Below are 18,013 nucleotides of genomic sequence, written 5' to 3' on the forward strand. Positions count from 1 at the left end.
AGGCGCCAAGTGGTTATTTGGCGCCTATGGTTACCCTTCAGGAACGCTCCTTTGCGCACATCCGTCTTCGAGGGCACACCCCATGACTGTTTCGAAACTCAAACCCACGCTGGGCACTCTGCACTTGTGGGGCATAGCCGTAGGCCTGGTGATCTCCGGTGAATACTTTGGCTGGAGCTATGGCTGGGGCAGCGCCGGCACCTTGGGTTTTCTGTGCACGACGCTGATGGTCGCGGTGATGTACACCTGTTTCATCTTCAGCTTCACCGAGCTGACCACGGCCATTCCCAATGCGGGTGGTCCATTTGCCTACAGCCTGCGCGCATTCGGCCCTGCAGGCGGCATGATCGCCGGTCTGGCGACCCTGATCGAATTCGTTTTCGCCCCTCCGGCCATCGCCATGGCCATCGGCGCCTACCTCAACGTGCAGTTTCCCGGACTCGATCCCAAATGGGCGGCAGTCGGTGCCTATGCCGTGTTCATGAGCCTGAATATCGTCGGTGTAAGCATTGCCGCCACTTTCGAACTGGTGGTCACCATCCTGGCCGTTTTCGAACTGCTGGTGTTCATGGGCGTGGTGGCCCCGGCGTTCAGTTTCAGCAACTTCGCCCTGGGCGGTTGGGCTGGGTCCGACACGTTCAGTCTCGGTGCATTGAGCGGCATGTTCGCGGCGATTCCTTTCGCCATCTGGTTCTTCCTGGCCATCGAAGGTGCTGCCATGGCGGCGGAGGAAGCCAAGGACCCCAAGCGGACCATTCCCCGCGCCTACATCGCCGGGATCCTGACCTTGGTCACCTTGGCCATCAGCGTGATGATCTTCGTCGGTGGCGTGGGTGACTGGCGCGCCCTGGCCAACATCAACGACCCGCTGCCGCAGGCCATGAAAGGCGTGGTGGGCGAGAACTCCAACTGGATGCACATGCTGGTATGGATCGGTCTGTTCGGGCTGGTGGCCAGTTTCCACGGCATCATCCTGGGCTATTCACGGCAGTTCTTCGCGCTGGCACGGGCGGGTTTCCTGCCTAGAGGCCTGGCCAAGCTGTCGCGCTTCCAGACACCGCACCGGGCCATCCTCGCCGGTGGGGTGGTGGGTATCGCAGCGATCTTCAGCGATGGCCTGGTCAACCTCCAGGGGCTGAGCCTGACCGCAGCGATGATCACCATGGCCGTATTCGGCGCCATCGTCATGTACATCATGAGCATGCTCAGCCTGTTCAAGCTGCGCCACAGCGAACCTGAGCTGGAGCGTTCCTTCCGCGCGCCCGGTTATCCGCTGGTGCCAGCCATTGCGCTGCTGCTGGCGCTGGTGTGTCTGGTCGCCATGGTGTGGTTCAATGCAATGATCTGCGGGATCTTCATCGGTCTGATGTGCCTCGGCTCGCTGTTCTGCGTGTTCGTGCGCAGCCGCGGCGACAGCCACCCCGTACTGGCCAGCGAGTGAGGAGGGCAGCATGAGTTTCGTGCACAGCGTCGCCGGGCAGACCTGGCGCTTCGACAGCCTCCGGCAATTACTGGCCAAGGCCAGTCCGGCGCGATCGGGGGACTATTTGGCCGAGATCGCCGCCGGCAGCGATGCCGAGCGGGCGGCGGCGCAAATGGCGCTGGCAGACGTGCCGCTCAAGCGTTTCCTGCACGAGGCGCTGATCCCCTATGAGGACGATGAAGTCACCCGCCTGATCGTCGATACCCACGATGCCCAGGCCTTTGCCCCAGTCGGCCATCTGACCGTGGGCGGCTTTCGTGACTGGCTGCTCGGCGACGACGCCACCGAAAGCAGCCTGCGTGCTCTTGCGCCCGGTATCACGCCGGAGATGGCCGCCGCCGTGTCGAAGATCATGCGTGTGCAGGACCTGGTCCTGGTGGCGCAGAAGATTCGCGTGGTCACACGCTTTCGCAACACGGTAGGGCTGCGTGGGCGGATGTCGACCCGGCTGCAGCCCAACCATCCCACGGACGATCCGGCCGGCATCGCCGCCAGTGTTCTGGATGGCCTGCTGTATGGCAACGGCGATGCCATGATCGGCATCAACCCGGCCAGCGACAGCCTGAGCGCCATCAGCGAGCTGCTGAAGATGCTCGATGGCGTGATCCAGCATTACGGCATATCGACCCAATCGTGCGTGCTAACCCATGTCACCTCATCGATAGCTGCCATCGAGCGCGGCGTGCCGCTGGACCTGGTGTTCCAGTCCATCGCCGGTACCGAGGCGGCCAACAGCAGCTTCGGCGTCAGCCTGGCGGTGCTGCAGGAAGGCTATGAAGCGGGCCTGAGCCTGAAGCGCGGCACCCAGGGCAACAACCTGATGTACTTCGAGACGGGGCAGGGCAGTGCGTTGTCTGCCAACGCCCACCATGGGGTCGACCAGCAGACCTGCGAGGCGCGGGCCTATGCAGTGGCGCGCCGCTTCGACCCATTTCTGGTGAATACCGTGGTCGGGTTCATCGGTCCGGAATACCTGTACAACGGCAAGCAGATCATCCGCGCCGGGCTCGAGGATCACTTCTGCGGCAAGCTGATGGGCGTGCCCATGGGCTGCGACATCTGCTACACCAACCATGCCGAGGCCGACCAGGATGACATGGACATGCTACTGACCCTGCTGGGCGTGGCCGGGATCAATTTCATCATGGGCATCCCGGGGTCGGACGACGTCATGCTCAATTACCAGACCACCTCTTTTCACGACGCCTTGTATGCACGCAAGACCCTGGGCCTGCGGCCGGCACCGGAGTTCGAAGAATGGCTGGGGCGAATGGACATTCTGCAACAGAAGGACGGCCAGCTAAGGCTGGGGAGCGGCGTGCCAGCGTTGTTCGGCAAAGCACTGGGGCGTCTGGGTTGAGGGGCCAGTCTCCTCTGGTCAAAGCTGAGGGGTGGAAAGGAACATATGAACGATAAGACGTTGACACAAGCTGACCCCTGGCATGCATTGCGCGCACTGACACCCGCGCGCATAGCCTTGGGCCGGGCCGGCACCAGCTTGCCCAGCAGCGCCCAGCTGGACTTCCAGTACGCCCATGCGCAAGCCCGCGATGCCGTGCACCTGCCGTTCGACAAGGCGGCGCTCGCCGAGGCGTGCCCCGGCAGCCTGAGCCTGCACAGCGCGGCGTCTGACCGGCATGTCTATCTGCAGCGTCCTGACCTGGGTCGGCGCCTGGATGAGGCTTCGCTGCAGCAACTGCGCAATCGCGTCGGCGAGCGTTCGGCAGGGTTCGACCTGGCGGTGGTGATCGCCGACGGTCTTTCTGCGCTGGCTGTGCACCGGCATGCGCTGCCCATGCTGCAACGCGTCGAGCAGATCGCGGGTGATGAGGGTTGGAGCGTTGCGCCGGTCTGCCTAGTGGAGCAAGGGCGGGTGGCGGTGGCCGATGAAGTGGCCCAGGCACTGGGCGCGCGCATGGTGGTACTGCTGATCGGTGAGCGGCCGGGCCTGAGTTCGCCCGACAGCCTCGGGCTGTATTTCACCTATGCACCGCGTGTGGGGTTGAACGATGCCGCGCGCAACTGCATTTCCAATGTGCGCCTGCAGGGCCTGAGCTATGCCACCGCTGCGCACAAGTTGCAGTACCTGATGCGCGAGGCCTGGCAACGCAAGCTTTCCGGCGTCCATCTGAAGGATGAAGCACTGCTACCCGAAATCGAAAACGATACCCCGCAGCGACCGGGCAATTTCCTGCTCGACAACCCCTTGTAATCCCACTGTGTGTCCCACTGTGGAAGCGGTCTGTGGCCGCGAACAAGGCGCTGCGGTGGTTCAGACACTGCGCGGTGCTCTTTTCGCGGCCGCTGACCGCTCCCACGGGATACCGGGTCTACTGTGGGAGCGGTCTGTGGCCGCGAACGAGGCGCTGTGGTAGGCAGGTAAGACGCGGCGAGATCAGTCTTCGCGCATTTTCTCGATGTGAATCCAGAGGTTTTCGTCCTCGAAGGTTTCGATCACCAGGTTAGCCCCGGCGGACCGCAGGGTTTGCGCCGATTGACTGGTCGACAGCGCCACGGTGAACAGGCCAGCCGCGACCGCGGCAGTCACTCCAGGCACCGAATCTTCGAAGGCGATGCCGGCCTCGGCCCGCGCGCCCAGGCGTTGCAGACCGGTCAGGTAGGGCAGCGGATCGGGCTTGGCGCGTGCTAGCTCCTCTGCCACCACCACGGTTGACAGGCGCTCTGCCAGCCCCAATGCATCGAGCATGTGTTCGGCATTGGCGCGCGGGGCGTTGGTCACTACCACCATGCCCAGTTGCGCCTGCTCGGCATAGTCGAGCAAACGCAACAGCCCGGCAATTGGCGCAAGTTGCGGTGCAAGCTCGCGAAAGCGCGCTTCCTTGCGATCAGCGAACGCTTCGTGCTGCGCCACCGAGCGGTCCGGAAACAGGTACTGGCACATGTCCGCGTTGGCCCGGCCACTGGCATGCAACTGAAACTCTTCATGGGTGAATTCGCGACCTTCCTCGGCCAGCAATTGCTGCACGGCAAGCAGGTGCAGGGCGTCGGTTTCAGTCAATGTACCATCGAGGTCGAACAGCAGAGCTTCGAGCATGAATCGTCCATTCCATCCCAGGGTTTGCCGCAGTGTAGCAGTGTCGACCGTCAGTTCCGAAGCTTGCGGATCTGCGACAGGGAAGATGAAGCTTGGCAAGTATTTAGTGTGATGTTATTTTGACATCAATTGAATAGTCCCTCTCTCAAATTGCCCGGTCTCTCGCAGGAAGCTCGAGCCTGACATCTGCAGGAAAGTGTCATGTCCGATCCCGTTCATGCTTCTGCTCAGGCTTTCGTGTCCTGTGATCGGCTTACTCTGTTGCCCGATCGACGACAATTTCTCACCGATCTTGGCCACCTGTTGCTGCAGCATCCGGGAGCGTCTCGTCATCTGGTGCTGATCGATGCCGTAGACACCGCCTGGGCCCATGACATGACGCTGGCCCTGGGCATGATCCCGTTCGAGAACCTGCTGTGCTGCATAGCGCGTCGGCTGAAGCGCCTGCGCGCGGGGCAGGGGCCGGTCTATCACATCGGGCGCAAGCGTTTTGCCTTCGTGCTGGACGCCGATCAAGCCGACGTCGGCAACTATCTCGACATGCTCGTACATGCCTTGCGCTGTCCCACGCAGATAGAAGGCATGCCGGTTCGACCCACCGTGCGCGCTGGCGTCACGCCCTTTCTGCTCAGCTTCGAAGCGGTCCCCGATGCACTGCGCAAAGCCATGTACGCGGCCGAACTGGCGTTGCTCGCCGGCCAGGCGTGGGCGTGGTACGACCCCGTGCGCGACAACGCTTATCGCAGGTCCTTCCGGTTGGCTGCCGATGTGACCCAGGCGCTGCGCGATGGACAGCTGCGATTGGTGTTCCAGCCACGTTTCGCCTTGCCCGAGGGTGATCAGGTCAGTGCCGAAGCACTGCTGCGCTGGGAGCATCCACGGCTGGGTCCGGTTTCGCCCGCCGAGTTCATTCCAGTGCTGGAAAGGAGCGCGTTGATCCACAGTGTGACGCGCTGGGTCATCGATGCGGCATTGACCAAGCTGGCCCAATGGCCCGCAACGGTGCTCACCAAGCTGTCGCTGAATCTGTCGGCGCTGGATTTCGATGGCCACGATATTACCCAGGTGATCAGCGGGGCCTGTCGCACCCACGGCATCCACCCCGAGCGCCTCGAAGTCGAGATCACCGAAGGCGAGTGGCTGCGTTCCAATCCCCAGGTGCTGACGCAGCTGGCCGCCATCCGCGAATTGGGCGTGGATGTAGCGATTGACGACTTCGGCACCGGCTACAGCAATTTCTCCTACCTGCACGAGATACCTGCCAACGTGGTGAAACTGGACAAGTCGATGATCACCGGAATGGAGCACAGCCCGCGGCATCAGCTGATCGTGCAGACGGTCTTGGAACTGGCGCGCAAACTGGGCTATCGCACGGTGGCCGAAGGCGTCGAAACCTTCAAGTGCATGCAGATGATCCGCGCCCTGGGTTGCGATGAAGCCCAAGGCTATTTTTTCGCCCGGCCCATGCCCGAACAGGAATTTCTCGGCTGGAGCGGCGCATCGCGCTTCCCGTTGCGCAAATTGCTGGTGGCAACGCCGGCCTGATCGCTACCGTTGGCACCCTGGGTGGCGAGAACTGAAAATAGACGCTTTACTGTTCATGCATACAGTAGTAAAAATGCAGCCATGAACAGATCACTCCCACCCACCGATATTTATTTTCCGCGCAGCCTGGCCTTGAGGGCAGCTCAGTGATGGGCGCCGTGGTCAGCCTGGACGGCCTGATCGACCAACGCCGCATCTGGCGTGGACGTCAGGAAAGCGCCCCCAGTGCCTTGCAGCCCACCGGGCATGCTGCTCTCGATGCCGTGCTCCCCAGTGGGGGGTGGCCACCGGCGGCGCTCAGTGAAATCCTTCTTGCCGCCAACGGCAGTGGCGAATTGCAGTTGCTCTGGCCGACCCTCGCACGCTTGAGCCAGGCCGGCGAACGAATCGTATTGATAGCACCGCCGTTCATCCCCTATCCCCATGCCTGGATGGCAGCGGGTGTACGTTTGCAGCACCTGTGCGTGCTCAAGGCCCAAGGCAAGGACGCCTTGTGGGCTGCCGAGCAGTGCCTGCGTTCCGGCAGCTGCGCAGCGGTACTCTGCTGGCCGCAGAATCCCGATGACAAAGCCTTGCGCCGCCTGCAGGTGGCGGCCGAAACCGGCGAAACCCTGGGCTTTGCCTTGCGCGAACAACGTGCGGCGCTTAACCCGTCACCGGCAGCGCTGCGGCTGTCGCTGCAAGGGCCTGCCGGGCAGGTGAAGGTACTCAAATGTCGCGGCGGGATACCCCCTGCGATGCCCGTTACTTTCGTCAGTCACGTTTGAGATTGCCATGCTGTGGGCCTGCATTCTGCTGCCGCAACTGGCGCTCGACGCCGTGCTGCGCCAGCGCGAAGATCCGCAGCAACCGCTTGCCCTGGTAACCGGCCCGCTGCAGCGACGCGTGCTGCAAGCGGTCAACCCGGCAGCACGTGAACTTGGCCTGAAGCCGGGGCAGTCACTCACCGCCGCCTACATGCTCAGCCGTGATTTCGCCACCGCACCCTACGACCCGGCACAGATCGAACACTGGCAGCGGTTCCTCGCGGCGTGGGCCTATCGGTTCAGCTCTCAGGTCAGCGTACATTACCCCCGGGTCCTGCTGCTCGAAGTGCAGTCGACCCTCGGACTGTTCGGGCCATGGCCTCAGTTCGAGGCGAGGCTGCGCAGCGAACTCGATGCACTGGGCTTCCGCCATCGCATCACCCTGGCCCCCAATCCGGCCGCAGCACGCATGCTGGCCAACGCCTATGACGGTTTCGGCGTCGAGGATCAATCGACGCTGGCCGATGCTCTCCAGCGCCTGCCGGTGGAACGGGTCGGCCTTGCCGCCGCCGACGCCATCGCACTCAAACGCATGGGCATGCGCCATCTGGGCCAGGTGCTGGCGCTGCCAAGGGCGCAATTGGCCAGACGTTTTCCTGCCCAGGTGCTCAGTCACCTGGATACCCTGCTCGGGTACCGGCCTCTGGCCCTCGAATTCTTCATGCCTGCCGATTTATTCGACCAACACATCGAACTCAACTTCGATGTGGAATCCCATCAGGCGCTGTTGTTTCCCTTGCGGCGTCTGATCAATGACCTGGCGGTGTATCTGGCCGGGCGGGATGTGGGGGTGCAGCGTTTCACCCTTCATCTCAAGCATGCCGAGGGCGAAGACACCCTGGTCGAAGTCGGCTTGCTCGCTGCCGAGCGGGATCCCGCCTTGTTGTTCGAACTGGCCCGCGGGCGCTTCGAGCATCTGCAGGTACCCCGGCCTGTGCAGGTGGTACGGTTGAGCGCGCTCGATCTGCCGCGTTTCGTACCCGCCTGCAAAGAGCTGTTCGACCAGCGCCCGCAACAGACCCAACCCTGGGAGCAATTGCGTGAACGCCTGCGGGCACGCCTGGGCGACGATGCCCTGCAGGATCTGCGCGCCCACGCGGACCATCGCCCCGAGCGAGCCTGGCGCAACGATGGCGCTTGGGTCCCGGTCTCTCCGGACCTGAGCGCAGCGCGTCCAGGTTGGTTGCTGGAGCAGGCCGAGCCTTTGCCCGCGCAGGGCCTGCGTGTGCTGGCGGGGCCTGAGCGTATTGAATCGGGTTGGTGGGACGGTGGCGATGTGCGCCGCGACTACTATCTGGTCGAAACTTCGGCGGGGCGACGGGGCTGGGCCTACCGCGCAGTGGGCGATGACCCTCAGTTGCTGTTGCAGGGGTGGTTCGCATGAGCCAGGGCTACGCCGAGTTGCATTGCCTTTCCAACTTCAGCTTTCAGCGCGGGGCGTCCAGTGCTCAGGAGCTGTTCGCCAAGGCTGCGGCGCTGGGCTATCAAGCGTTGGCGATCACCGATGAATGCACCATGGCCGGTATCGTGCGCGCCTGGCAGGCCGCTCAGGCCCATTCGTTGGCGTTGATCGTCGGCAGTGAAATGCGCATCGAACAGGGGCCAAAGCTGGTGTTGCTGGCCCAGAACCTCGACGGCTACCAGTCCCTGTGCCGTCTGATCACCCTGGCTCGGCGGCGCGCCAGCAAGGGCCAGTACCGCTTGCTGCGTGATGACCTCGACCAGGTCGATCGCCAAGGCTTGCTGGCACTGTGGATAGCCGATGAACCCCACGATCTGGCCCACGGCCATTGGCTCAAGGGGCGTTTTGCCGAGCGCCTGTGGGTGGCCGTGCAGTTGCACCGCGGTGCCGATGACGCGCGGCGCCTGCAAGGTCTGCTTGGCCTGGCCAAGACCCTCGGCCTGCCGGCAGTGGCGTGTGGCGACGTGCACATGCATGCCCGTGGCCGGCGGGCCCTGCAGGACACCATCACTGCCATACGCCATCACGTGCCGGTGGCCGAAGCGGGGCACGTGCTGTTTGCCAACGGCGAGCGCCATCTGCGCGGGCTGTCTCAACTGGCCGACATCTATCCCGTCGCGCTGCTGCAGGAAACCTTGAATATAGCCCGGCGTTGCAGCTTCGATCTGGGCCAGCTGCGCTATCAATATCCGCGCGAGCTTGTGCCCCAAGGTTACGAGGCCGGTTCCTGGCTGCGCCACTTGAGTGCCCAGGGTGCGCGCCGGCGCTGGCCGTCGGGGGTGGACCCCGAGGTGCAGGCGTTGCTCGACAAGGAACTGCAACTGATCATCGAGCTGGGCTATGAAAGCTATTTCCTCACCGTCCACGACATCGTCCGCTTTGCTCGTGAACGGCACATCCTCTGCCAGGGACGCGGCTCGGCCGCCAACTCGGTGGTCTGTTTCGCCCTGGGCATCACCGAGCTCGACCCGCGTGAAACGCACATGCTGTTCGAACGCTTCATCTCCAGGGAACGCAACGAGCCGCCGGACATCGACGTGGATTTCGAGCACGAGCGGCGCGAAGAGGTCCTGCAATACGTGTTCCGTCGCTACGGCCGCGACCGCGCCGCCCTGACCGCTGTCGCCAGCAGCTATCGAGGGGCGGGCGCGGTGCGTGATGTGGCACGTGCATTGGGCCTGCCAGCGGACCAGATCACTGCCCTGGCCGATTGTTTCGGGCGCTGGAGCGACCACCTGCCACCGCTCGAGCGTTTGGTGGAAGCCGGCTTCGAAACCCAAAGCCCGGTGCTCAAGCGGGTTCTGGCGCTGACCGAGCAGCTGATCGGTTTTCCCCGTCACCTGTCCCAGCATCCGGGAGGCTTCGTCATTTCCGAGCACCCGTTGCACACGCTGGTCCCGGTCGAGAACGCCGCCATGGCCGAGCGCACGGTGATCCAGTGGGACAAGGATGACCTGGATGCCGTGGGCTTGTTGAAAGTCGACATTCTGGCGCTGGGCATGCTCAGCGCGATCCGCCGCTGTTTCGATCTGGTGCGCGGCTACCGTGGCCGCGAACTGACCCTGTCGACGTTGCCCAAGGAGTGCCCGCAGACTTACGCCATGATCAGTCGCGCCGATACCATCGGCGTGTTCCAGATCGAATCGCGGGCGCAGATGGCAATGCTCCCGCGGCTCAAACCCAAGACGTTCTACGACCTGGTGATCGAAGTCGCCATCGTACGGCCAGGGCCCATCGTCGGTGACATGGTTCACCCGTATCTGCGCCGGCGCAACGGCGAGGAAGCCGTGAGCTATCCCTCCGAGGCGCTGAAGAAAGTCTTCGAACGCACACTTGGCGTGCCGCTGTTTCAGGAGCAGGTGATGGAATTGGCGATCGTCGCCGCTGGCTACACGCCAGGGGAGGCGGACCAGTTACGTCGCTCGATGGCCGCCTGGAAGCGCCACGGCGGTCTGGAACCGCATCAGCTCCGCCTCACCGAAGGCATGCTCAAGAACGGTTACACCCGTGAGTTCGCCGAACGCATCTTCGAGCAGATCAAGGGTTTCGGCAGCTACGGTTTTCCCGAGTCCCATGCGGCCAGCTTCGCCTTGTTGACCTACGCCAGTTGCTGGCTCAAGTGCCATGAGCCGGCAGCCTTCGCCTGCGCGCTGATCAACAGCTGGCCCATGGGCTTCTACAGTCCCGACCAGATCCTCCAGGATGCACGTCGCCATCATCTGCAGATCCTCGCCGTCGATGTGTGCCACAGCGACTGGGACTGCAGCCTTGAGCCCAGCAACGGCAGGCAACCGGCCCTGCGTCTGGGGCTGCGAATGGTCAAGGGCCTGCGTGAGGAAGCCGGGCGCGCCGTACAGCAGGGCCGCCTGGGCGGGCCGTTCCGCGACGTCACCGACCTGGCCCGGCGCTGTGGGCTGGACAACCGCAGCCTGGAACAGTTGGCCGATGCCAATGCCCTGGTCGGCCTGGTAGGGCACCGCCATCAGGCGCGCTGGGATGTGGCCAGCGTCGAGCAGCAGTTGCCGTTGTTCGCCGAAGCGCCCGGCCTGCGCGAGGAGCCCGTGGCCTTGCCGGTCCCCAGTGTCGGCGAAGACCTCTACGCCGACTATGCCAGCCTCGGTACCACGTTAGGTCCGCACCCGCTGGCCATGCTGCGCGAGCGCCTTCAGGCGCTGCGCTGCCGCAGCTCCCATGACCTGCAGAGCCTGGCCCACGGTCGTCCGGTCACCGTGGCCGGGTTGGTGACGGGTCGGCAACGGCCGTCGACCGCCAGCGGGGTGACCTTCGTTACCCTGGAAGACGAGTTCGGCATGATCAACGTGGTGGTCTGGCGGGATCTGGCCGAGCGCCAGCGGCGGGTGCTGGTGGGTTCGCAGATGATGCAGGTCAAGGGCCGGTTCGAGCACAAGGACGGCGTGCGCCACGTCATCGCCGGGCATATGGCCGATGTCAGCGCCATGCTCCATGGGCTGGATGTGCGAAGCCGCGATTTCCACTAGCCAGGCTGCGCGGTCCAGGCAAATGCAGTATTGTTGTGTCCATTCGTAAAAGCCTGTGCTGTTCAGGCGATCGCCAAAGGGTAGAGGGTGTCATGGGTCACGAAAGCATCAACTGGGACAAATTGGGTTTCGACTACATCAAGACCGACCTGCGCTACCTGTCGCACTGGCGCGACGGTGAATGGGACCAGGGCAACCTGACCGAAGACAACGTGCTGCACATCAGTGAAGGCTCCACCGCGCTTCACTATGGACAGCAGTGCTTCGAGGGCCTCAAGGCTTACCGTTGCAAGGATGGTTCGATCAATCTGTTTCGCCCCGACCAGAACGCCCTGCGCATGCAGCGCAGCTGTGGTCGCCTGTTGATGCCGCAAGTCCCCACCGAGGTGTTCATCGACGCCTGCCGCCAGGTGGTCGCCGCCAACGAGCGCTTCATTCCGCCCTATGGTTCAGGCGGCGCACTGTACCTGCGTCCGTTCGTGATCGGCGTGGGTGACAACATCGGCGTGCGCACCGCACCCGAGTTCATCTTCTCGATTTTCTGCATTCCGGTCGGCCCTTACTTCAAAGGTGGCATGAAGCCGCACAACTTCGTCATTTCCGGCTACGACCGCGCCGCGCCCAACGGCACCGGTGCCGCCAAGGTGGGTGGCAACTACGCTGCCAGCCTGATGCCGGGTTCCAACGCCAAGAAGGCAAACTTTGCCGATTGTATCTACCTGGACCCCCAGACCCACACCAAGATCGAAGAAGTGGGTTCGGCGAACTTTTTCGCGATCACCCGCAACGATGAATTCGTGACCCCGAAATCACCGTCCGTGCTGCCTGGCATCACCCGTCTGTCGTTGATCGAACTGGCGCAATCACGCTTGGGCTTGAAAGTGATCGAAGGTGATGTGCTGATCGATCAGCTCGACCAGTTCAAGGAAGCGGGGGCATGCGGCACCGCGGCAGTGATTACCCCGATCGGGGGAATCGAATATCAGGACAAACTGCACGTGTTCTTCAGCCAGGAAGAAGTGGGCCCATTCACGCAACGTCTCTACAAGGAGTTGACCGGTATCCAGTCCGGTGACGTGGAAGCTCCACAGGGGTGGATCGTCAAGGTCTGATCTTCAGGGCAGGCTGGCACCTGGCGGCCTGCTTGCCCTGCATTCCGTAGCCGCTCGTTCGAGCGGCATCGTCATCAGTGTCGAGCATCGCGCGTCGACTCTGCATGCCTTAGGTAGAGCCTTGCGATTTCAGCTCGCCAAATGCGTCTGAAAAGAAATGCGCTGGAACTGCGTGCGCGCATTTTCCATGGCCTGTACTTCTCGTCGCTTGTCTGCCCGTATCAGCCCCACGAAAACGAAGGTCCCGAGTACGGACAGTGCGCACCAGCCCAGCAGAAAGGTAATCATGGGTCTCTCCTGTTGATCGCCCGCGCAGGGATGATCCCCTGCCAATTGCTGTATCGGCCTGATGGCACAATGCTTTATACCGTTCATCGGATCAGGTCAGCGTGGCGCCTTCAGGGAAATCCTCGACGGATGCAACGATAACCCTCCGTCGTACTCTTACTGTAGGACACTTTTCGAGGGCAAGTAACGATGACGACGCCGGACAAGGACTACATCCAGTGGCTGGTCGACCAGTCCATGCTGCATACGGCCAAACAGCGCGCCAAGCTGTATGCCGGACAAGCGCGGCTGTGGCAACGACCCTACGCCCAGGCCAGACCTCGGGATGCATCAGCCATTGCTTCGGTCTGGTTCACGGCCTACCCGGCTTCCATTGTCACCCGCGAGGAGGGCTCGGTATTGCAGGCCCTCGGCGATGAAACCTTGTGGCATGCGTTGTCCGAGATCGGCATCCAGGGTATTCACAACGGCCCGTTGAAGCTGTCCGGCGGTCTGCGTGGACGTGATCGTACGCCCAGCGTCGATGGCAACTTCGACCGCATGAGCTTCGACATCGACCCCGAGCTGGGTACCGAAGCGGACATGATCCAGCTCAGCCGCATGGCTGCAGCGCACAACGCCGTGGTCATCGACGACGCGATCCCTTCGCACACCGGCAAAGGCGCGGATTTCCGCCTGGCCGAAATGGCCCATGCCGACTATCCAGGTCTCTACCACATGGTCGAGATCAAGGAAGAAGACTGGGGCCTGTTGCCTGAAGTGCCGGCTGGGCGCGACGCGATCAACCTGACCCCGGAAGTCTGCGACATCCTCAAGGAAAAGCACTACATCGTTGGCCAACTGCAACGTGTGATCTTCTTCGAACCCGGCGTCAAGGAAACCGACTGGAGTGCGACCCCAGTGGTGGTTGGCGTGGACGGCAAGGCGCGACGCTGGGTCTACCTGCACTACTTCAAGGAAGGCCAGCCATCGCTGAACTGGCTGGACCCGACCTTTGCCGCGCAGCAGATGATCATCGGTGATGCCCTGCATTCCATCGACGTCATGGGCGCGCGCATCCTGCGTCTGGACGCCAACGGTTTCCTCGGCGTCGAGCGTCGTGCCGAAGGTCCGGCCTGGTCGGAAAGCCATCCGCTGTCGGTGAACGGCAACCAGCTGCTAGGTGGCGCCATTCGCAAGGCCGGTGGTTTCAGCTTCCAGGAACTGAACCTCACCATTGACGACATCGCCTCGATGTCCCATGGCGGCGCGGACCTGTCCTACGATTTCATCACGCGCCCCGCCTACCAACACGCGCTGCTGCTGGGCAATACCGAGTTCCTGCGCCTCATGCTGCGCCAGGTGCATGCCTTCGGTATCGATCCGGCTTCGTTGATTCACGCCTTGCAGAACCACGACGAGTTGACCCTCGAGCTGGTGCACTTCTGGACGCTGCACGCCCACGATACCTATCTGTACCAAGGGCAGACTTTCCCCGGCAACATTCTGCGCGAGCACATCCGCGAGGAAATGTACGAGCGCCTGGCCGGCGAGCATGCACCCTACAACCTGAAATTCGTCACCAATGGAGTGTCCTGCACCACCGCCAGTATCATCACGGCGGCACTGGGCATCCGCGATCTGGAGGCGATCACCGATCAGGACATCAAGCAGATCCAGCATATTCACCTGCTGCTGGTCATGTACAACGCCATGCAACCCGGCGTGTTCGCGCTGTCGGGCTGGGATCTGGTCGGGGCGCTTACTCTGCCAGCCGAGCAGGTCGCTCATTTGATGGAAGACGGTGATACGCGCTGGATCCATCGCGGCGCCTACGACCTCGTAGGGCTCGACCCTGAGGCTGAATTTTCTGCGGGCAACATGCCCCGTCCGAAAACCCTCTATGGCAACCTGGTCGACCAACTGCAGCGTCCAGACAGCTTCGCTTCGCAGCTGAAAAAGATTCTGGCCGTGCGCCGGGCCTATGACATCGCCGCGAGCAAGCAAATCCTGATTCCGGATGTGCAACACCCTGGCCTGTTGCTGATGGTGCACGAGTTGCCCGCCGGCAAGGGTACCCAGATCACCGCCTTGAACTTCAGCAATGAACCAATCGTGGAGACATTGCATCTGCCGGGTATCGCTGCGGGTCCAGTGGTAGACATCATCAACGAGCGGGTCGAGGGTGATTTGACTGAAGCCGGCGAATTCACCATTACCCTGGATCCGTATGAGGGTCTGGCCCTGCGTGTGGTGAGTGCCTCGCCGATCTGACCGCTTGCAGGCCCTGGTGTGCGATACACGCCAGGGCTTGCAAAGCCAGATGGCGGAAAGCACTGAGGGGAGCCTGGGCTCCCCTCAAGGGTGTGTTGCATGCTCTTTTTTATTATTGAGGGGCGACCTGTTGTTGTATTTGTCAGTCGTGGCCCTTGTCGCTTGTTGTGCGACCCCCAAGCGGGGTCAAGAGCAAACGTATTTTTTTGAGCGCTGATCTGCCTTTATCATCGATCCAACCAGTGGGTAGCTACTGAGCGTAGTTTTGTTGTTCTCTACCTGGCTGCGGGGCAAGCCCCTGAAAAGCATTTCCTCTCCAAAAAAATCTGTTAGCTACGTCTCTGTCGCGTTTGTTCTTGTTATGTCAGAGTCGTTTCGTCTTGTTGTTATTGGTTTATCGCGTTGTTGTTATTGTTGTACGTATGACATAGCAGGGTACGTGCCAACTTTTAAAAATCGTTCTAAATCAGATAGTTGAATTTCTTGAGCACTCTGCATGTGACAGAGTGACGCAGATCTGTTCCCTTGTTACCCGTATCTGCTCCCGCGCTCGCATCACCGGTAACACTTTGTGTCCGCCATCGGCCACGGCACCGTGTCTTTCTTCATGGGTTTACCCAGACCTCCACCCGACGGTTCTTGATCCGGCCTTCGTCGACCTCGTTGGTCGCCACCGGCAGTTGCGCGCCAAAGCCCTGGATATTGCGGAACACCACGTCCGCCTTCGCCAGCTCCCGGCGTACCGCCATGGCGCGTAGCCGCGACAACAGCACCGCACGGGCGGAATCATCCTTGGCATCACCGAACCCCACCAGTGTGGTCTTGTTCTGCAGCAGGTGATGACTGCGCAGGTAATCCTGCACCCTTACCACGTCGGCCAAAGCCTTGTTATCCAACGTCGCGCTGCCTTCGGCAAAACGGAAACTCACCGACAGGCGCCGGCCCTCACGAGCCAATTACCGGTACAGCGCAGGCATGTCGGGCGAGACGGGGACAGTCATGGCTTGTACCGTTTGCGCCACGAAACCTTGCTGGGCAACGATTGCCTGCCCCGGTTCGCTCTGCGCGAAAGCAATCAATGCGTCGGCCCATGGCGATGGGCGCATTGGCGGGCTGTACATGTACAGCCTTCGGCTCAAGGGGTAGTCCTGGGTTGCGATCAGGCTGATGGTAGGTGCCATGAACCGACTGTCGCCATCGGCAATGGCCAGCGCGCGGGCATTGCGCACCGAAGCCAAGCCGATGAAGCCAATGGCGTAACGATCGGCGCTGACCCGATCCGACAGCTGCTCGCTGGATTCGAGCCTGACCGCATCGGCCGTCAGGCGCTTGGCATGCGGGGTCAGTACCTGGTCGCGAAACGTCTCCCATGTGCCCGAGCGGTCATCGCGGGCCAGAACATGGATCGGGCCACGGCCACCTAATACGTTCCAGTCGTGGATTTCGCCGCTGAATACCTGGGCAAGCTGGCGGGTGGTCAGCTGCCGCAAGGGGTTGTCGGGATGGACGATCACGGCCACGCCGTCGATGGCGATCACGTGTTCGGCGCCGAAGCTGGTGAGCTCGCCCAGGGACGCCAGTCGGCTGCGCTCTTGGTCACTGATGGGCCTGGAGGAGGCGGCCAGATCGGCTTGCCCGACCAATAGGCTGTCGAAGCCTGTGCTTGAGCCGTGGGCGCCGACTTCGAAGCGAAGCGAAGTGCCGTCCTGGGTCTGGGCGATAATCAGTTGTTCGCCGGGGGATGGGCTGAGCGTCTGGATATCATGCAAACCGCGGGCTTCGAGCAGCCCGCGTATAAGTGCCGGAACCAACGCCGCGCCCATGGTGTTGGAGCCCCGGATGCGCAAGGTGGCCGAATCGGCGAGGGCGCCTGTGCTCAGGTTCACGCCCAGGCTCAGGATGCACAGAATGAGAAGCAGACGGCGCATGGCGGCTCACCGGGTCGGGAAGCCTCGCAGATTAAGACAGTGATGTTGCAGGGGGATGACGGTGCATTTCAGGTGGATCACCTAGAACCTATCGCGGCCAATGACCGCTCCTACAGCGATTCGCGATGCCCCTGTGGGAGCGGTCATCGGCCGCGAAGGGCACGACGCCTTCTTCGATTGAAGCTCAAACTTTGCGCTTGACCGAGATCGACGACGCCCCGCTGATCACCAGGTCTGCATAGCGTTTGCTGTCGCGCTCCGGCACCCAGCGTGAGCGAGATACCGCAAGGTTCACCGCCCCGATGCCCCGGCCATTGCCATCGACGATGGCCGCCGCCGTCGACACGTCGCCATAGAAAAACTGGTCTTCGGTATGCGCATAGCGGCGCTGGCGAATCTGCTCGATGCTGGCCCAGATCTGCCCGCGGTCGGTGATGGTCGCCGGTGTGTGCTGGACGAACTGGCTGCGGTCGAAGATATCGTTTACCTCGTCGTCGCTGTAGGTCGCCAGCAGCGCCTGGCCCGGCGCGGTGCACCAGGCCGGCAGGCGGGTGCCGATGATGACGCTGGCATTGAATACGTGCCGGCTGACGATTCGCTGCACATAGACGATGTCGGTACCGTCGAGCACCGTCAGATTGGTCGCTTCTTCGGTGTCCGCGCTCAACTGCTGCAGGTAGGGTGCGGCACGGGTGACCAGTTCGCTGGACGTCAGGTAGTGGTAGGTGAAGTCCAGCAGCCGCGGCGACAGCTCGTACTTCTTGCTGCTGTCCTTGTTCAGGTAGCCCAGGGTTGCCAGCGTGTGGGTGAAGCGCTGAGCGGCGCTGAGGTCCATGCCGGTCAACCCGGCGATGTCGGACAGCGACAGCTGCCGCTGGCTGCCGTCGAAGGCCATGAGCACTTTCATGGCCTTGTCGACGGACTGCACGTAGAGCGAGGAGGCCGTTGGGTCGGCAGGGGGTTTCTTCGGAGTACTGGCCATGAACGCAACACATTGGTGAAAAAAATCGATTATCCGGCAGTTACCCGGCACTTTCTATCGCTATTCACTAAACCGTTACCGCACAGGCCGCTCACAGCCA

At 62.3% G+C, this 18,013-nt stretch carries 12 protein-coding genes and 1 pseudogene; 9 read left to right on the forward strand and 4 right to left on the reverse strand.

Annotated features, from left to right (window positions below):
• The first annotated feature begins 82 nt into the window (after nt 1–82).
• Genes eat through eutC form a run of 3 tightly spaced genes read left to right on the forward strand, consistent with a single transcriptional unit; the run spans nt 83 to nt 3,695 of the window.
• Entirely contained in the window at nt 83–1,441 is a 1,359-nt protein-coding gene (eat, locus tag IFT98_RS04370; RefSeq protein ID WP_192047169.1) for an ethanolamine permease, read from the forward strand.
• Nucleotides 1,442–1,451: 10 nt separating this feature from the next.
• Nucleotides 1,452–2,843, forward strand: a complete 1,392-nt coding sequence (locus tag IFT98_RS04375) for an ethanolamine ammonia-lyase subunit EutB (RefSeq protein WP_192047168.1) — start codon at nt 1,452–1,454, stop codon at nt 2,841–2,843.
• Between the two features lie 45 nt (nt 2,844–2,888).
• On the forward strand, nt 2,889–3,695 hold the full coding sequence (eutC, locus tag IFT98_RS04380; RefSeq protein WP_192047167.1) for an ethanolamine ammonia-lyase subunit EutC: 807 nt from the start codon (nt 2,889–2,891) through the stop codon (nt 3,693–3,695).
• Nucleotides 3,696–3,878: 183 nt separating this feature from the next.
• Here the strand turns inward: eutC and IFT98_RS04385 are convergent, their stop codons facing one another.
• Nucleotides 3,879–4,538, reverse strand: a complete 660-nt coding sequence (locus IFT98_RS04385; protein WP_192047166.1) for an HAD family hydrolase — start codon at nt 4,536–4,538, stop codon at nt 3,879–3,881.
• A gap of 201 nt (nt 4,539–4,739) precedes the next feature.
• On the opposite strand from IFT98_RS04385, the gene IFT98_RS04390 reads away from it, so the two are divergent.
• The 5 genes from IFT98_RS04390 to IFT98_RS04410 all read left to right on the forward strand — a co-directional run bounded on the left by IFT98_RS04390 (nt 4,740) and on the right by IFT98_RS04410 (nt 12,462).
• The gene (locus tag IFT98_RS04390; RefSeq protein ID WP_192047165.1) at nt 4,740–6,083 is read left to right on the forward strand and encodes a putative bifunctional diguanylate cyclase/phosphodiesterase; all 1,344 of its coding nucleotides are present in this window, start codon (nt 4,740–4,742) and stop codon (nt 6,081–6,083) included.
• Between the two features lie 149 nt (nt 6,084–6,232).
• Nucleotides 6,233–6,850, forward strand: coding sequence for a translesion DNA synthesis-associated protein ImuA (gene imuA / locus IFT98_RS04395; protein ID WP_192047164.1), 618 nt, complete (start codon nt 6,233–6,235; stop codon nt 6,848–6,850).
• 7 nt (nt 6,851–6,857) lie between these two features.
• The gene (locus tag IFT98_RS04400; RefSeq protein ID WP_192047163.1) at nt 6,858–8,273 is read left to right on the forward strand and encodes a Y-family DNA polymerase; all 1,416 of its coding nucleotides are present in this window, start codon (nt 6,858–6,860) and stop codon (nt 8,271–8,273) included.
• Nucleotides 8,270–11,350, forward strand: coding sequence for an error-prone DNA polymerase (locus IFT98_RS04405; protein WP_192047162.1), 3,081 nt, complete (start codon nt 8,270–8,272; stop codon nt 11,348–11,350). Before IFT98_RS04400 ends, IFT98_RS04405 begins: the two co-directional genes overlap by 4 nt.
• A 92-nt stretch (nt 11,351–11,442) precedes the next feature.
• Nucleotides 11,443–12,462, forward strand: coding sequence for a branched-chain amino acid aminotransferase (locus tag IFT98_RS04410; protein ID WP_122715253.1), 1,020 nt, complete (start codon nt 11,443–11,445; stop codon nt 12,460–12,462).
• Between the two features lie 129 nt (nt 12,463–12,591).
• Here the strand turns inward: IFT98_RS04410 and IFT98_RS04415 are convergent, their stop codons facing one another.
• On the reverse strand, nt 12,592–12,750 hold the full coding sequence (locus IFT98_RS04415; RefSeq protein WP_192047161.1) for a hypothetical protein: 159 nt from the start codon (nt 12,748–12,750) through the stop codon (nt 12,592–12,594).
• A gap of 189 nt (nt 12,751–12,939) precedes the next feature.
• Between IFT98_RS04415 and treS the strand changes: the two genes are divergently transcribed.
• The gene (gene treS, locus IFT98_RS04420; protein ID WP_122797729.1) at nt 12,940–15,003 is read left to right on the forward strand and encodes a maltose alpha-D-glucosyltransferase; all 2,064 of its coding nucleotides are present in this window, start codon (nt 12,940–12,942) and stop codon (nt 15,001–15,003) included.
• Between the two features lie 605 nt (nt 15,004–15,608).
• Here the strand turns inward: treS and IFT98_RS04425 are convergent.
• Together IFT98_RS04425 and IFT98_RS04430 are read right to left on the reverse strand one after the other, a co-directional pair.
• Nucleotides 15,609–16,931: pseudogene (locus IFT98_RS04425) on the reverse strand (substrate-binding domain-containing protein).
• Nucleotides 16,932–17,115: 184 nt separating this feature from the next.
• On the reverse strand, nt 17,116–17,913 hold the full coding sequence (locus tag IFT98_RS04430) for an IclR family transcriptional regulator (RefSeq protein WP_197976533.1): 798 nt from the start codon (nt 17,911–17,913) through the stop codon (nt 17,116–17,118).
• Nucleotides 17,914–18,013: the final 100 nt, after the last annotated feature.

Origin of the sequence: Pseudomonas sp. CFBP 8770, from assembly GCF_014841705.1 — a bacterium.
Lineage (GTDB): Bacteria > Pseudomonadota > Gammaproteobacteria > Pseudomonadales > Pseudomonadaceae > Aquipseudomonas.

Coding starts and splice junctions, on each gene's coding strand:
- imuA (WP_192047164.1), top strand. CDS start 6,233: ATGGGCGCCGTGGTCAGCCTGGACGGCCTGATCGACCAACGCCGCATC.
- IFT98_RS04385 (WP_192047166.1), bottom strand. CDS start 4,538: ATGCTCGAAGCTCTGCTGTTCGACCTCGATGGTACATTGACTGAAACC.
- IFT98_RS04410 (WP_122715253.1), top strand. CDS start 11,443: ATGGGTCACGAAAGCATCAACTGGGACAAATTGGGTTTCGACTACATC.
- treS (WP_122797729.1), top strand. CDS start 12,940: ATGACGACGCCGGACAAGGACTACATCCAGTGGCTGGTCGACCAGTCC.
- IFT98_RS04390 (WP_192047165.1), top strand. CDS start 4,740: ATGTCCGATCCCGTTCATGCTTCTGCTCAGGCTTTCGTGTCCTGTGAT.
- IFT98_RS04415 (WP_192047161.1), bottom strand. CDS start 12,750: ATGATTACCTTTCTGCTGGGCTGGTGCGCACTGTCCGTACTCGGGACC.
- IFT98_RS04430 (WP_197976533.1), bottom strand. CDS start 17,913: ATGGCCAGTACTCCGAAGAAACCCCCTGCCGACCCAACGGCCTCCTCG.
- eutC (WP_192047167.1), top strand. CDS start 2,889: ATGAACGATAAGACGTTGACACAAGCTGACCCCTGGCATGCATTGCGC.
- IFT98_RS04400 (WP_192047163.1), top strand. CDS start 6,858: ATGCTGTGGGCCTGCATTCTGCTGCCGCAACTGGCGCTCGACGCCGTG.
- IFT98_RS04405 (WP_192047162.1), top strand. CDS start 8,270: ATGAGCCAGGGCTACGCCGAGTTGCATTGCCTTTCCAACTTCAGCTTT.
- eat (WP_192047169.1), top strand. CDS start 83: ATGACTGTTTCGAAACTCAAACCCACGCTGGGCACTCTGCACTTGTGG.
- IFT98_RS04375 (WP_192047168.1), top strand. CDS start 1,452: ATGAGTTTCGTGCACAGCGTCGCCGGGCAGACCTGGCGCTTCGACAGC.